This window comes from Microbulbifer variabilis, assembly GCF_056232115.1.
Genome location: NZ_CP174325.1, coordinates 4671975 through 4687871 on the forward strand (window position 1 = coordinate 4671975; position 15897 = coordinate 4687871).

Below are 15897 nucleotides of genomic sequence, written 5' to 3' on the forward strand. Positions count from 1 at the left end.
AAGCGAATAAATCTATATTTTTGTTTTCCATTACCCCAGTAAGTGAGGCTCATACCCGGATATAGATATTTCGGCACATATATCTAAATTAACCATAGACGGCAGAACTTTTCCCTTCCTCCTTACCCTCTCCAATTGATTGATGACGGATAACGGTGTCGCGATATGCCTAAAAGCGAAGTTGATCCTCACTATCATCTCTAGAAAACGGACAGAAAAACTGAAAATTAATCTATCAAAGGGAACCCTCACCCTAGCTGAGGGTCAGTTCAATTAGTGTAAGTGAACGAGTTCATAAATTTATCCAAGAATTTTTTTCTACAAATCTATGAAACAGTAAAAAAGATTCCAAGGCAAAGAAAAGCCAACTTGCTTCACAGTTTATGCTAAGAAATTATTTTTAAAATGCCAAACAGGCCGAATTAACCCCTTTTAACGGAGCCGCTCAAACAGCAAGATTTTCTTGCTAACAGTTCAACCATAACCGTGAATAATTTTATTCATCTAAGAAAAACGGGCCTAAGAAAGATATAGAAACCTGGAGTAATTTCATGCTACTAAGAACTAAATGTGCCATTGCAACAATGCTACTAATGCCTTTCAGTATGCAGGTTCAAGCTCATGGCTGGTCTGAATACCCAAAGGCCAGGCAAAAAATTTGCTATGACCAGGGAAACATCTGGTCTGGAACACCACCTAACCCCGCTTGCGCACTGGCAAAAACTATTTCTGGATCTTATCCTTTCCAGCAGCACAATGAATTTTCTATCAACATCCCTGACTACAATAATTTTACAGCCGTAAAAAATGCCATTCCTGATGGGACTCTATGTTATGCCAATGACCCCCAGAAAAAGGGCATGGGTGCAGCAACTGAAGCCTGGACCCGGGTTGAAGTCAGTGCGGGAACCTTCGAGTACGTATTTCACGCAACAGCACCACACAACCCATCTTTCTGGCAATTTTTCCTAACAAAACCAAACGCTGATCTTTCGCAACCCCTTGCATGGGATGACCTGGAGCTTATCCAGGAGGTGGGAAATGTGCCTGTTGTGAATAGTCAATATCGCATGAATGTTACTATTCCAGAAGATAGAGTGGGTAATGCAATTTTATTTGTACGCTGGCAGCGAGAAGATGCAGCGGGTGAAGGCTTCTACAACTGTAGTGATATCACCATTGTAAATGGTGATGTTGAGCCGCCTACCGAACCTGATCCCGGTACTACGGAGCCATACCTCATCCAGGGTAACACCTTTATTCCAGAAGACATTAATATCGATTCGGTAGATGTAGGTGACACCGTCAATTACAAGGTATTCAATAAAAATGGTGAGGAACATTCATCATTTTCACTGGCAATTACCGAAGACAATAAAAATGATTGGGATAGACTGCTCGCCTCTCAGGTTACCGGCTGGTATCAATCAAATCACAATGGAAATGTCTTTATCGGCCGCTGGCATGAGGAGATGAACCACTACATGTATTTCCAGGGTGATTTACATGGAAACTATTTCAACTCCAAAGATTCTCGCGCTTCCGGCGAGTTCACTATCACGAGTAATGGAAGCGAGTTAATAGCCGCTATCACGCCCAAGGTTTTAAAACCTCTCGACATAGCAAAGGTGGAGCACGGAGATTTACTGGTACTCTCACCGGGAGAAAGCACAGGAGATATCACTGATACCGCGTGGTCACAAGTAAGTGGAAGCCCTGTTGAAACAGCGACCGGACCTAGTGGTGCACTGGTAATTGATACGTCAAGCTTAACCAATGAACATCATGAGTTGAGCTTCAAATTAACGGTAAGCAGTAACTCTACTACGGATGACGAGGTCTACTCCTTTGTAGTTGAACCATCATCTCCTACTGATCCTACTGATCCTACTGATCCTACTGATCCTACTGATCCTACTGATCCCAATATTCAAGCTTGGGATAGCAACCAAATCTACACCGCAGGTGATCAGGTAAGCCACAATGGCCAAACATGGACTGCTGGATGGTGGACCAGGGGTGAAGAACCTGGCACAACCGGGCAATGGGGAGTGTGGCGCTAAGCCACCCAACAAGTAACTTTTACTTTATTAACCTAGGGGGCTTGTGACAATTGACACAAGCCCCCTTAACCCTTTCTAAGTTGCAACTTAGTAACGGTATTGGAAATTTCTAGGCGCTCCCACTCCTAAAAATCTCTAGAAAAGTAGCCAAAATACAGCCAGATCAGTTTTTTCTAGATGCCCTGCCCTAGCTGATTGAAGATCAAACACCTGAGATTAACTCATTAACAATATCCATATACTCATCGATATACTTAGAGATACTTTCCTTACTTATCAAAGGTTCACAATAACCAAAAATAAAAACCGAGTTTCGGTAGGTCGTATAATTGACTACCATTAGCGGATTTATGCCATTAGTTAATGTAATCATTGGCTTCTGTATTTCAAAATATCGTATTTCATCTGCTAAAAAGCGCATATTCCCCACGTTTGAAACAATTATGCCTGCCGGGAAAGAGCTTTGTTGCGCTGTAACTTCAGCAGCCATACGGGTTATGTCTTCCATGTTGTAATCAGAACTTAGATTTTTTGTCATCGGTCTCTGCTTGAGTAGCACAGCGTCAATCTGTTCATTCAAACTTCCGGCAACATCGATAATATCAGCTGAGACAACATTGGGAGGAAGAGCCAAACTGGTAGTTTCTGAAAATGAGCCGATATGATCGAAAGGTATATTAGGACTGCACAATCCTCGTGCATCCATAGCCAGAATAACTTCTGTTAATTTTTTGTAACCAGGTATAGCTCTTGCAGCAATTGATGCTATGGCGCAGTAAACCGCAGTAAGTTTTACCTTGTTTTTTTTAGCCAGCTGGGCCAACAAATCAATCTTTTCCGGCGGCATGAGATATGAGATGGCACAGGCCTTGCGTTCAGAGGGAGCGGCTTCTTTCTCTACTGCCCAGCTGAAATCTCCTTTGCTTTTATGTTCAAGCTCTTCCTCTCCAAAATATCCAGAAGCTTCCAATTGGCTCGCTATGCTTTCCTGTAGGGGCAGAGATTCGACTTGTTCAAGGTTTGTGTTAGAGCGAAGAAATCTATCTAAATCTGAGAACAGTGTCATTATTGACCTGCCATCGAGTACTGCATGAATATTGATCATAGAGACCCACTCGACCAGTCCCTCTTTATTAAGGTACAACCTCAAACTGTATACATATTTTTCACTATCCAGACAGTTCAGCGCATGGGTCTTAAACGCTTCTTCAAGGTTTAAGTCGCTCTTTAGGTGGCATACCTCCAGAGGGATATCTTTAAAGTCAACATCACAAATCCAGCGCAGTCGCTCCTCCCTTTTCACACGAGCACGTAGAAGTGGATGGCGTTTATGAAGGTAAGCCAATCCCTCACGTAGAGGGCCTACCTTTAAGGGTTCGCAAACCCTTATAAAAGACACAAACTGCAAACCGCCGTGAGACAGCCTGGTCATCTCGACAAATAGTGCTTCTTGGGGGCCAAGCTCCCTCGAGAATGGCTCTAAGCTCATAAAAAACACGCCAAGTATTAAGAATACTGATATACCGTTGCTCTAGACAGTCACCCGCTTAATCATCTACTCACTGTTATTCAGAATAATTCCATATAAAGGCCGAAACCAGTTCTAGATCGTCAAGATCTCCTCAGACAGAGTGCAATTTAGATGGCGCAATTTACGCTAGCACTCATACTTAGTATCGAATTACTTGTTCAATTGTTGGGAGGATTTTATGCCTAAACTCTTATTTCCAGTGGCTTTGGCGATATTTCTTGGCCTCACTGGTGCCACCAGTGTAATTGCACAATCCGATAATCTTCAAGAAAATAAGAAAATTGCGCTAAAAGCTATTGACTTTTGGAAAAGTGACTCAAAAATTGATCCGTCAACAATATTCGCACCTAACTATGTGAATAATCTTGACTCTGCAGTTAGCCCAGATCTTGGAAAGCAAAAGCGTAATCTAAAGGAATTTGAAGCTGAAGTTACAAAGTTTCGTGCCGCATTTAAGGACTTGAAAGTACTCAATAGTATGCAGGTAGCTGAGGGAAATATGGTTGCCACTCATGTTACGGTTAGCGCCAAGCATGTTGGGTCTTTTATGGGAGAAACACCAACAAATAAAACTATCACCTGGGACTGCGTGGAGTTTGTCAAGATAGAAAACGGAAAAATTGTTGAAACCTGGGTCACTTGGGATAAATATGACTTTTTGAAACAAATTGGTATCTTAAAATGATGCCCATTCAGTCTATCAATATTATGTGATCACTCATCGGGCCCTGGTAATCCTACGCCAGGGCCTTCCATTTATAAAAACTACTTTAAAAATTATTCTATAAAAATATTACTGTTACAGAAATGACGAACCACCAACTCGCGCACACTACCAAGGCTTCCTCTAGTAGCTTTCAACTAACCTCGGATCAATCTATCACACTAATTAACTATCATTGAATCTATTCGTGACCCCGCCCACAAATATAATCAAACTTAAACCACCACCAATAATTACATCTGTAATTAATTGACATTAAAAATCTTAATTTTACAGTGTGAGGCAAATAATCTAGAAGGAGCTTTTATAAACAGAACAATTAATCGAGATGTCACATACAGGATTTATAAAGATCAGGCCTCTTAACTTTTCACGGAATGGAGAGTATCAATGTTTAAAAAACTTCTAGCACTCGCACTTTGTTCAGTTTTTTCTGGCCCAATTCTGGCAAAAACATTGCTCATTGATGGGCAGCAAATTGAAATTGGAGAAATCGCTGTTAACGGTACCGGCTGTCCCGTAGGATCTGTAACAGCCACGGCGACAGATAACAACGAAAATATCGCTATTCTATTTAGTAAGTACAGCGCAGTTACAAACTCTTTAACCCCAATTGCCAGCTCCGACTGTAACTTGGCGGTGCCTTTGAGCGTGGAACCTGGATTTTCAGTAGGAATACTGGATATTGATTGGCGAGGCACGGTATTTTCTGCCGATGGATCACATATTAACTTCCACCGAGAGTACTTTTTCTCTGGCAGCCAAGGTCCAAGCCATGACAATAACTGGAATAGCTCTGGGTTTGAGAACTTTGTCCTCAATGATCGCCCACCATTTGCCTACTATTCCGGGTGCGATGGGGAGGCCCTTATTGCGAGAGCAGATACCGTTGCAACAGTAATCGGCGCTGACAGTTTATTTTCTTTACGCTCTGCCGATGTTGGAGCACAGTTGCTTTTGAATATACAAATTGTTCCTTGCGATGAGTAATTAAGGGCAACTGTTGTCACTCCCCACCCTTTGTAAGGTGGGGAGTACAAAAAATTTTAATAATAAAAACGGCCTCTTTAACCAGCTTGGCAATATTGATATCAGCAATTAATTAAAGATTAATCATTCAGACATACGGAGTGACTCAGCTCAGCAAAGCCAGAAAGATAGGTAATCGCTATATACTTTTTCCCTTCAATAGAGGCTCAGCCATCCCGGCTAGGCAGACCTGAATTTATGTAAGCGGCCTCACTCTAAATTTCGGTCACTTTTAATCATTGAATAACAGGCTACCTGCCCGGCTCTAATCATACTCCGCCCGCTCCAATCCCCAAGACACCAAAACTACCACCATTGCCCACTTGATTTGCAAATGCGAATCATTACCATATGAGAAAAGTTCACTTCTGGGAAATCAACCCATGTTTCGCAAAAGCTTGATCGCCATCACCCTCTGCTCCGCAATCCCTGCCTCCTTTGCCGATGACGCGCCTTCCGGACAAAACGCTGTAATGGAGGAGACCTTAGTGATAGGTGTCCGCCAGCGACTGTATGAACGCGGCGCCCTTTTGGACGCCATACAGAAGACTGAAGTCGTAGACGAGAGCCTGATCAAGTCCCAACAAGCGGTAAACCTGACGGATGCCATTGAGAAATCCCCCGGCGTACGGGTTTCCAATGAGTGTTCTATGTGCGGCGTCAAGCGGGTAATGCTGAATGGTATGCGCGGGGAGCACTCCACCATCCTCACCGACGGCGTTCCCTTACACACGATGATGGCTGGCTACTACGCGGTAGATGCACTGGCCACCACCGGCATCTCACGTATCGAAGTGGCCCGCGGTGCTGGCGCATCACTGCTGGCACCCGAAGCAATCGGCGGAACCATCAATGTGATTTCCAAGGAGATAGAAGAAACTGGCGTCAATATAAATGCCTCCATGGAGGACAACGACAGTTATTTTCTTGGCTTGATGGCAGGCTATCTGAGCGATGATGAACGTACCCGCACATCGCTGGTCATCCAGGATGACAAACATCACCAGATGGACAACGATGATAACGGCGTCAGCGAGGCGCCGTTACAGGAAAATACCAGTTACGTGGTGCGTCTCTCGCAAGACCTGGGCGAAAGGGACAACCTGATCCTTCGCGCGGCCTACACCGACTCCAATATTTTTGGTGGACCCCAGGGAGACAGCATTGGCTCAGTCTTGCACGGATACGATGGTGTGGAGTCTGACCACTTATTTGTCGACGACGATGTGCGACAGCAATATATCGGTAAACCCTGGGAAACCACCGAATGGATAGCCACCACCCGCAGTGAAATTTCCGGCAGCTGGCTACACGAATTTAACGAGTCCTATAACACTTTGCTGACAGTTGCCTGGTCTGAGCATAAACAGGACTCCTTTTACGAGGGGTTCGACTACAGCGCTACCGACACGCTCAATTACTTCGACCTGCGCAACAACCTGATCCTGAACGACCAGCATATGCTGACGTTTGGTGTCGACCTTCGCGATGAATCCATGCGCTCCGACTCTGCTGCGGGTGCGGAAAGCGACAACTACATCGAAGATAGTTTCGACTACCAAACTACCGGCCTTTACCTGCAGGATACCTGGACAGTCTCACCAGATCTTGAGTTGGCACTAGCCATACGCCTGGATAATGCCAAAGCCGATTTCGTCGCCGAGCAAAAACCCGGTACTGAGATCGATGAAACTGTGGTGGCCCCGCGTATAGACCTGCGTTACCTGCACGACGATCAATGGACCTCCCGCGTAGCGCTGGGGCGAGGCTACCGAGCCCCCCTATCCTTTTTCGAAACGGATCACGGCATCCTGGATGCCGGAGATGGCTTTGCCATCGACATTGAAAGTCTGGAGAAGTCTCTATCTGCAACTTATGCGCTGAGCTTCGAAGGAGAGCGCCTTAACAGTACCCTGTCATTGGCATTTACCGAAGTAGACAACCTCGCGGCATTAAGTGAAACCGAGGACGGGGTACCGCTGCTTACCCAAATGCAGGAAAGCGCCTCTGTAGGTGCTGCCGACATTACTCTCAATTATGCGCTGAACGACAATCTATCTATTGGCGGCACTCTGGAGACCTACGATTACGACGATGTTTTCCGGGAATCCTTTGCCATTGCCCCAGTGGAGCAACGTGCGCTATTCAATCTGGATTACAAAGCCGATTACTGGATGCTATACGCTAGCGCCACCTGGATCGGATCTCGTGACCTGGCTGAATTTGGCTACGAAGGCTTTAACCAGCTGGGCGATTCCACACTTAAGAGCACAAACGCAGACGCCTATTGGACACTGGATATGAAATTGACCTTTGATGTGAGTGAAAACCTCAGTCTGTATCTGGGCGGCAACAATCTCACGGATTACACCCAGGTCGAGGAAGGGGAAACCCCTCTGTTCTGGGATGCCAGTGGTGCCTATGACGTAGCCTATATCTATGGTCCCCTGCGCGGCCGTGAATTCTACCTGGGCTTCGACTGGAACCTGTAATGCGAGCCTGGCTCTTACTCCTCACACTTCTGTTCGCGCCAACTGGCGCGACTGAAGTTCCCACTTCCCTATTCGATTTTGAATTGCGCAGCCTTGCCGGGTCTGAGCGTATCAACTTGCAGCACTTCAAAGACAAGCCAAGCCTGATGGTACTGGTAGAACCCGACTGCCCCTGGTGCTTTCGTCAGGTTCGAGCACTCAACTGGCTTACACACTTGTGTTCACAACAGTTCCAGCCACTTGCCCTGGGTATTAACGGATCGCGCAAAGCACTATTGGCTGAGTATCGAAAATTGCGCCCGGAATTTCCCATGTTCCAGGCGAATCGAAAAATCCAGCAAGTGCTGGGTGAAACTCCCGGCACCCCCTTCAGTTTTCTAATAGCACCCAATGGCAAGCCACTGCGCTGGCTCAGGGGTTATATTCCTGATGAGCAACTGCAGCCAATCCTGGAACAAAGCTTTGGTTTTACCTGTGGTAATACTTCTCAAAAAACGTCATAAATTGAATGATTTAATTTTGTCCCTGGTAAAGCACAGGGGTAGATAGAAAAACAATCGAGCTTTTTCCATTAACTGCCCAACTAGATGCGCGGCGCTGATTTTCGAGAGAAGAAATATTTCCAGTGAAAATGATGCTTACGCTAATACTCCACCGTGAATACTCTAATATCCAGGTTAACTAGTAGCCGCCAGTAAGCCAAACCATGACAACATCTCTACGCCAGCTTTCTGAGATGGTCCGTAAAAGAAAGATCACAGCGACATCCTTAATTGAAGAAGCCTGTGATAATGCGGTTGCCCACTCAGAGCTGGATGCTTTTATCTGCCTGGATAGGCAAGGCGCATTACAGAAAGCACAGCGCATTGATAACGAGCTGAAAGAAGGCAGCAATAACAGGCCTCTTGCTGGTATTCCCATCGTCGTCAAAGACAATATGAATGTGAGAGGTATGCAAACGACTGCCGGCACGCCTGGTATGAACTTCCAGGCCAAGGCTTCTGCCCCAATAATTGAGAATCTAGAGAAGGCCGGAGCTATCGTCATTGGAAAAACCAATTTGCACGAACTCGCCTTCGGCGTAACCTCTAATAACGCCGCCTATGGCGCCGTCAGGAATCCCTGGGACAAATGCTGCTTTCCAGGTGGTTCATCCGGGGGAACAGCAGCAGCCATTGCCGCCGGGATCGTATCTGCAGGCCTGGGCACGGATACCGCCGGTTCAATCAGGCTGCCAGCAGCCCTCACAGGAATTGTGGGCTTTCGGCCATCCACTGGCTGCCTGAGCACCGAGGGAATAGTGCCCTCTGTGCCAGCGTTTGATACCCCAGGCCCCATGGCTGCCAACGTAGAGGATACCGCCTATCTGTTTGAAATATTAACCGGGTCTGCCCCACCCCAGGCAAAGCCACTCAATCAGCTGCGCCTGGGGCTTGTCCACCCGCTATTTGATAATCTCTCACCAGGTGTATACCAAGCTTTTAAAGCTGCGTTACATTCCCTTAGCTCCGCGGGAGCCACCTTAGTAGAAATCGACTTATCCTCATTAGTGAGCGCAGTCCTTGATGTTGGGTTTCCTATCGGATTTCATCAAATGAAAACCGCTATGACCCAATTCCTGGCGAGCTACCAGCCTAATACCCAACTGGCTGAGTTGGTTGCAATGATCAAAAGTAAAGATGTAAAGGCTGCCTATCAGGAGTCAGTAATGGGCCCCAAGGCACCATCAAATGCCGACTATCAGACCGCTTTAAAGAGAATGCCTGGAGTACGCGACAGCTACCTGAAAATCATCCGGCAGCACCAACTAGACGTGATTGTATTCCCAACAGCACCGATCGAGGCTCAACCCATTAGCACGTCATCTAACCAACTGGAACTGAACGGAAAAATGCTTCCGACTCTGGATACACTCATACACAACAATGCCACAGCAGCAGTCACCGGTGCTCCCGGAATAAGCATTCCTATTGGACGGGGTAATAATGGCTTACCGGTAGGTCTGGAACTGGATGGAGTGCCCGGCGCAGACTTAACACTTCTCGCCATAGCGAAGGAAATTGAGCTTCAGATACCACCACTGGTGTCGAATGGCCTGAAGTGAGATTTCAGGCCCCACCTAGCCTATTAATACTTACTCCTTATAAATCTCTTTATAAATCTCTACAGGCAATTGGTACATACCTGCTGTCGAATAGGGGCCACATTAGAGATGTCTCAATTATTGATAGCTCACTTTAATTACTGACAGCTCGCTTTAACTCCTCTCTTTTCTTTAAAACCATCACCTTAGCAAAAGACCGCACACTGACAGTCTCAGCCAAGTAGAAAGGAGTCTGAACAAACAACTTATTCCACTCACTGACCGTTCGTTCACGCCCTTGTGTTCCCATCAGCATCTGCATATCCATTGCCGCTAAATTGAGATCTGCCCCTTTCTCCGGCAGTACAGCATCAACAATAGCTAAAGTCGCATTGTGTTCACCCATCGCCCGGTGAATATTCTTCAAAAGCTCTTTAGCCCTGGTATCATTCAGCAAGTGAAAAATAGCCACACACAAATAGATGTCCTTATCACTTACTGCATTTGGAAGTGGGTCATTTAGGATATCAGCAGGATAAAAGTCTAATCGTTTCCTAACAATATCATTCAGGTGAGTATGCCAATACTCTCGCGCAGTCGATTCTACATTGCTCCTATCAACAATAACTGCAGTCAAGTGTTTGTACGAAGAAAGGATACTCGCACTTTTACTGCCCTTTGCGCCGCCCAAATCAATAATTCGACCAAAATTTGCCCAGTTAAAGTCTTGCAAATATTGTAAACCGGTAAGGTGATCTACAGTATCCATTGCATCGGAAAATAGATCACTAACCTTCGGGTGATCATTCATATAACCAAACATCTCCCGCTCATACACACCTTCAAAAGGTACACTGCCCTCCTTGATATGCCCCTCAAAATTGGTAAACCATGGCCTACTGAATTCAGGTGAATTATGCATCAGGATCATGCTCCTTACGCTGTTGTCAGCGTTGGTACGAAGCGCCCTTGAATTTCTATTATGGGAGAAATATTTCGATTCCCCTTCTTTAAAAACCCCCATTGCACAGAGCATTCTCATCAATCGATAGAGGTATTGTTTGTCAGCATTGCAAGCATCCGCCAACTTCTCTATTGAAATGGCTTTATCTTCAATATGATCAGCAACATTGAGGCAGGCAGCAGCGTATAAACAACGAGATTGCCAAAATAAAGATCCTATTTGCATCAAACGAAAGGGAGGCGGCATCAGGCGGTTTGGAATATTACATAAACTGTAAACCGCATTGGAAACCCTCTTAAAGATCCAGTTAGAAACCCTATTCTTTTGCATAGACCTGGGCATAAGAACTCCTCAGAAACAAATATCCGATAAAAATAGCCATTAAAAGAAACATCTCTGTGATTACAAACAGAGACTTAAAAGGTTACATATTTTGTAAACCAGCCTTTAGGATTCGGCCATTAAAATCGGCAAGCTGCTTTAAAAACTCAGGCCCCATTTCCTGGCCCATTTGCTCCTCGAGAACTGGCTTGGCCAGCATGGGTAACATGGCAAGACTGACAAACGCTATCCTGAGCAAATCATATTCAATGCCAGTGTCCGAAGGTTCAGCGCCCTGAATTTCCGCCAATCTCCTGGCACCCCGCTGGCGCCCCCGCTCTAAGAGTTGGCGAACAACATTCTTTCCTGGCCCTTCATTAAGTGCCATAACCTTCAAGATTAGGGCTGGAAACCTGGGATTCTTCTGCATTGTGGCATAGTAGAGATCGAAGAGGTCACCGAAATCCCAGTCGCCATCGAGGCTCAGCTGCTCAACCGCATTAATCAGGGGGAGCAAGGTTTGACGAATCATATCTTCGTATAAGCCATCCTTACTGCCAAAGTAATACCGGATCATTGATACCGCCACGCCCGCCTTAGACGCAATCTGGCGAGTGGTTACCCGGTGGTACTCATCGTTTAAAAAGCACTCCCGTGCCGCCTCTATCAACCGATTGGCAACATCCGACTCCTGCATATTCCTTACCGTCCCCGATTCACAATCCAATGGAGGCTAACAGGGTATAGCGCCACCTTCCAGAATGACTATTGTTCAATATAAGGGGTTTGTACGAACACTGAGAGCTTTACTACATAAGAGGACTTTACAGAAAATCAGGAACAATCTGATTCCCCATATATGCTTTCCAATTGAATAACCAGTCTGTCTTTAGCGTGCCCATTCATACAGACAAATCCTAAGTCATCCAGATGCTCGTGATTGATAAATCATCGGGAGCTGGTTAACACAGGAATCTATAAAGAACGCGAATTTAATCCGAAATTCTTAAGAGGAAAATCAGATTTATCCAACTGAAAAGAACAAAATATAGGCACGAAAATAATCTTATTGGATTTTATTAAGTTTGTTTTAGTGTCAAAGCTGCGTAGAATTGGTAGATATTTATCGGTGTTTAGGGCCACAACTCAACAGGCTTCTATTGCTAAATAGCTCAGAAGTAAAAGGCCCAAGATCTTTTCAAATAACCCATTTCCCTATAGGAGAACGGTAGCGTGACATAAGAGAAAGTAAAAGGCGCTGACCCAAGGTGCGGGAACACCAGGGGCCAGCTAACCAAATTGATACACAGACTATCAAAGTGGCTACATGCATAGTACGCTAGAAACCCGCTCATCTTCAATAAAGTGGAGTACATTCAGCAGCTTGGAGCGATTCCCCAAGCTCTGGGAGCGTATTGCCTGTCTTTTCTTTTTCTACGCCTACCGTTCCCGTGCCCCACCTCAAATTTCCTGCAAACACCGCCCTTCAAGCCTTTCCGTTACGGAATGCCTAATCATAGTATGTGTATCAGTAGGAAAAGAATATGTTGATCTTAAAGCGCCGGACTGGCGAAAACCTAAGAATTGGAACAAATGTCTCTATCACAGTATTGGAGGTTAAGGGGAATCAAGTAAAGATAGGAATACATGCCCCCAAATCCCTACCCGTGCACCGTGAAGAAATTTATAGGCGCATTAAACAAGGAAAGGGAATAAGTAATAGCGGTCAGTGAAACCCTACGCTCCCAGCAAGGAAGCCCCAACCTGCTGGGTATCCCCACATTAACCTAAATAGTTAGAATACTACTAGTACTAGCAGAGAATGAAATAACTTAAAAATCAATAGAATTTAGGCAGTAAGGGGAGTTACTGCCATACCGTAGAGTACATTATATCGACAAAGGAACAGCCGTGAATTGGTCAGGTACAAAAATCACTCTTCGTCGAGAGAAACTATTCTAGTCTGCTAAAAAGATATTACAGAATAATTAGGACACACCCTAGAATTTCATCAAAATGATAATTCACTTCATATTTTTTTCTATGAATTCGATAATTGAGCTAAAAACAGCTACGTGATGCTCACTATCAGCAGGGCCATGAGCCATATCTGGATAAACTTTCCACTCATAGTCTTTATTAAATTTACTCAACATCATATGCATACGATGCATATGCTCTATATCGACAACCTCATCCTTCTCGCCATGAATAATAAACACTGGGCGACTAAGTTCTTGAGCCAAGTATACTGGAGAGATATCTTTCAAGAGATCGTAATTTTTGACAGTGTCACCAACATTCTCTTGTAACCACTTAGTTTGAGCCTCTGATGTGTAAGGGGAGTTAAGATATAAGTTAACATCTGTAACACCAGCTATACTAACTGCACAGCGAAATAATTGTTGATGTTTAATAGCCATCATCAATGCTGCATAACCACCATAACTCACTCCTGCTGCACAAATTTGTGAAGACGCAATATCCTTACGAGCGCCAACCACCTTTGTAGCCTGATAAATATCCTCAAGCATCAAGTTACCCCACTGCTGAATACCGGCCTCTTCCAGTTCAGCTGAATAGCCACTCGATCCTCGATAATTCACTCTAAGAACAGCATATTTATTCGCCACAAAGAACTGCGTGTAATAATCAAAATACTGATGATCAAAAATACCCAATGGGCCACCATGTGGCATCACTATAAGAGGGTATGGCCCGTTTCCCTTCGGCATATTCAAAACATAAGGAATATCTATTCCCTCTACTTGAATCCAGTCATGAAATTGACGACTCTCAAGCCGACCATCTAAATGAGGAAACTTAGAAGCAACAAGCTGATCAGATTTCTGTCCTTGTTTTCGGATGAAATAGCGTCCAGGCTGATCGTGGGTCTCACTAAAGTAAAGCTTTACAGTATTATCGATACTTGCTCCCACCGTTGTTTCCAGCAAACTGGTCATGCCATCGTTTACTTGTATGCTTTCATCTATATATTGATACTCAAGCTTTCCATCCCTGACAACTTTTACACCAATTAACGCACCCGTTGATTCATCTATAATCAGATCAACAATATCATAGCTATCTGATCGGTAAACTACACTTTCTTCCCCAGTGGAAAAATTACACTGGTAAACAGTGCGATCTTTCTCAGCAGTTGTATCCAGACAAAAGTAAGCACCATCCTCAGGGCTAATAGACACCGGAATAAGAACACCATACTTTTCACCTGCAGATGGCTTCTCCTCTAACTCTTCTTTCGTCCAACTCTTTATTGGAGTTGAAGAAATACCATCGGCAATCCTACTTAGGTGAAGCTTCCCTTCATCGAAATACAGAGCAGATTCTGGCTGACCTGACAGGTCAAAGAACCATCGTGCAGCAAAGCCCTTAACCGAGGCTACTTCATTCTGAGCTGTAAATTGACCGCCATCTTTTCGTACAAGCTTACTCGCTTTCTGGTTAAGTAAGTTCAGTTTTGATACGTCTATCTTGTATACCTTGGAGTAAATCCCACTCTTGGCGTATAGAAAATACCCAGGCTCATCCGGTAAGGCATGAACTAACCAACCTGATGTTTTCACCTCAAATACTTTTGGCGGTAAACTTTTAGAACCTAAAACATCGAGCACCAATAAACGATAAGCAGGCTTGGTATCGAGTAAATTTTTAACACCTTTTTTTAACTCCATAAATTGCGCAACAATATATCTAGGACCGATCCAGCGAATGAATCGGATTGACGCATCCCTAGGTGTTAAGGCTTTCAGATCAATCAATGTTCTCTTAGATCCATCCACACTATTCCAAATAACCAACTTCTGGCTTTCATCACCCTGAGCTACAGAGGCTACAAACTTCCCATCAGGACTAATCTGAGCCGTCATAGTTTCAACGGGCTTAAAGTAAGTTTCAGCAGGCATCGCAACTGCCGACCCAACATTTACTATGAAACTCAACAAAGCTAATTGAATTAGCTGACAAACAATCTTCACTGCTCTACCTCCAGCGGACCCTGCCAACTATTAAAGAACACATCTTGTACTCCCGTGCCAGACACCAGAGGATATAACTCAGTTAACGATCCAAGTGATGCTTGGATTTCATTAAAATCTGTTGCTATACGATTTTTTAAATAAACTTCAATCGAATCTGATTTTCTCTGCTTACCTATGAACAAGCTGCCAATGTAATTGGTCTTTTCTGCTTCCACATGAAAACGCCAAGTACGTCGACTAGACGTATCTAGCTTGTATGGAAGATTAAAATAAGGTGCATTAATTTGAGTAATTTGGTAAAGGCCTGAGGGGATAGCCATTAAGTAATAGCCTGAGGGCTTACCCTTTAGGCTGATATGGTAACGGTTATTTTTTTTCAGCCTGGTTTTTTTCCCACTTTCTAAGTAGGTGCTTCCGTTGGAATACAATTTAAAAAATTCGATCGAAGGCGCCGTTCCATCCACATCAAGCTTCACCAGTACATATCCCTGCCTACTTCCCAAATCAGGTGGATTTTCATAAGATACCAGTGATAGAGTTCTTGCAATTACTGACTCCGATAAAAAAAGCGCAGTAAAAATGGCACTCTTTAAAAAGAGGGCCATTCGGCCTGAGTTACACTCTACCAGCCTTTTATTCTCCAGATTTTGCGTCAAGATACCGCTTCCATAAGTTCAGGTTTGCAAATG

12 protein-coding genes are annotated in these 15897 nt (G+C 44.6%); 7 read left to right on the forward strand and 5 right to left on the reverse strand.

What is annotated here, in order from left to right:
- Nucleotides 1-551 precede the first annotated feature (551 nt).
- Nucleotides 552-2063, forward strand: a complete 1512-nt coding sequence (locus tag ACJJI7_RS20980; protein ID WP_040628755.1) for a lytic polysaccharide monooxygenase — start codon at nt 552-554, stop codon at nt 2061-2063.
- A gap of 202 nt (nt 2064-2265) precedes the next feature.
- On the opposite strand, the gene ACJJI7_RS20985 is transcribed toward ACJJI7_RS20980, so the two are convergent.
- Nucleotides 2266-3552, reverse strand: coding sequence for a hypothetical protein (locus tag ACJJI7_RS20985; protein WP_444901287.1), 1287 nt, complete (start codon nt 3550-3552; stop codon nt 2266-2268).
- 220 nt (nt 3553-3772) lie between these two features.
- Between ACJJI7_RS20985 and ACJJI7_RS20990 the strand changes: the two genes are divergently transcribed.
- The 5 genes from ACJJI7_RS20990 to ACJJI7_RS21010 all read left to right on the forward strand — a co-directional run bounded on the left by ACJJI7_RS20990 (nt 3773) and on the right by ACJJI7_RS21010 (nt 9943).
- On the forward strand, nt 3773-4279 hold the full coding sequence (locus tag ACJJI7_RS20990) for an ester cyclase (protein ID WP_282953085.1): 507 nt from the start codon (nt 3773-3775) through the stop codon (nt 4277-4279).
- A gap of 429 nt (nt 4280-4708) precedes the next feature.
- Nucleotides 4709-5308: a DUF4360 domain-containing protein gene (locus ACJJI7_RS20995; protein WP_444901286.1), complete on the forward strand. Its 600-nt coding sequence runs from the start codon at nt 4709-4711 to the stop codon at nt 5306-5308.
- A gap of 422 nt (nt 5309-5730) precedes the next feature.
- Entirely contained in the window at nt 5731-7839 is a 2109-nt protein-coding gene (locus tag ACJJI7_RS21000) for a TonB-dependent receptor plug domain-containing protein (protein ID WP_353376704.1), read from the forward strand.
- A complete protein-coding gene (locus ACJJI7_RS21005) occupies nt 7839-8342 on the forward strand; it encodes a TlpA family protein disulfide reductase (RefSeq protein WP_444901285.1) in 504 nt (167 codons plus the stop codon). The genes ACJJI7_RS21000 and ACJJI7_RS21005 overlap by 1 nt, the downstream gene beginning before the upstream one ends.
- A 203-nt stretch (nt 8343-8545) precedes the next feature.
- On the forward strand, nt 8546-9943 hold the full coding sequence (locus ACJJI7_RS21010) for an amidase family protein (protein WP_444901284.1): 1398 nt from the start codon (nt 8546-8548) through the stop codon (nt 9941-9943).
- 133 nt (nt 9944-10076) lie between these two features.
- Here the strand turns inward: ACJJI7_RS21010 and ACJJI7_RS21015 are convergent, their stop codons facing one another.
- Both ACJJI7_RS21015 and ACJJI7_RS21020 read right to left on the reverse strand, forming a co-directional pair.
- Nucleotides 10077-11216: a methyltransferase gene (locus ACJJI7_RS21015; RefSeq protein ID WP_444901283.1), complete on the reverse strand. Its 1140-nt coding sequence runs from the start codon at nt 11214-11216 to the stop codon at nt 10077-10079.
- Nucleotides 11217-11310: 94 nt separating this feature from the next.
- Nucleotides 11311-11904, reverse strand: coding sequence for a TetR/AcrR family transcriptional regulator (locus ACJJI7_RS21020; RefSeq protein ID WP_353376700.1), 594 nt, complete (start codon nt 11902-11904; stop codon nt 11311-11313).
- 847 nt (nt 11905-12751) lie between these two features.
- Between ACJJI7_RS21020 and csrA the strand changes: the two genes are divergently transcribed.
- Nucleotides 12752-12940: a carbon storage regulator CsrA gene (gene csrA, locus ACJJI7_RS21025; RefSeq protein ID WP_444901282.1), complete on the forward strand. Its 189-nt coding sequence runs from the start codon at nt 12752-12754 to the stop codon at nt 12938-12940.
- A gap of 291 nt (nt 12941-13231) precedes the next feature.
- Here the strand turns inward: csrA and ACJJI7_RS21030 are convergent, their stop codons facing one another.
- A complete protein-coding gene (locus tag ACJJI7_RS21030; protein WP_020413234.1) occupies nt 13232-15205 on the reverse strand; it encodes an alpha/beta hydrolase family protein in 1974 nt (657 codons plus the stop codon).
- Entirely contained in the window at nt 15202-15864 is a 663-nt protein-coding gene (locus tag ACJJI7_RS21035) for a hypothetical protein (protein ID WP_444901281.1), read from the reverse strand. The genes ACJJI7_RS21030 and ACJJI7_RS21035 overlap by 4 nt, the downstream gene beginning before the upstream one ends.
- Nucleotides 15865-15897: the final 33 nt, after the last annotated feature.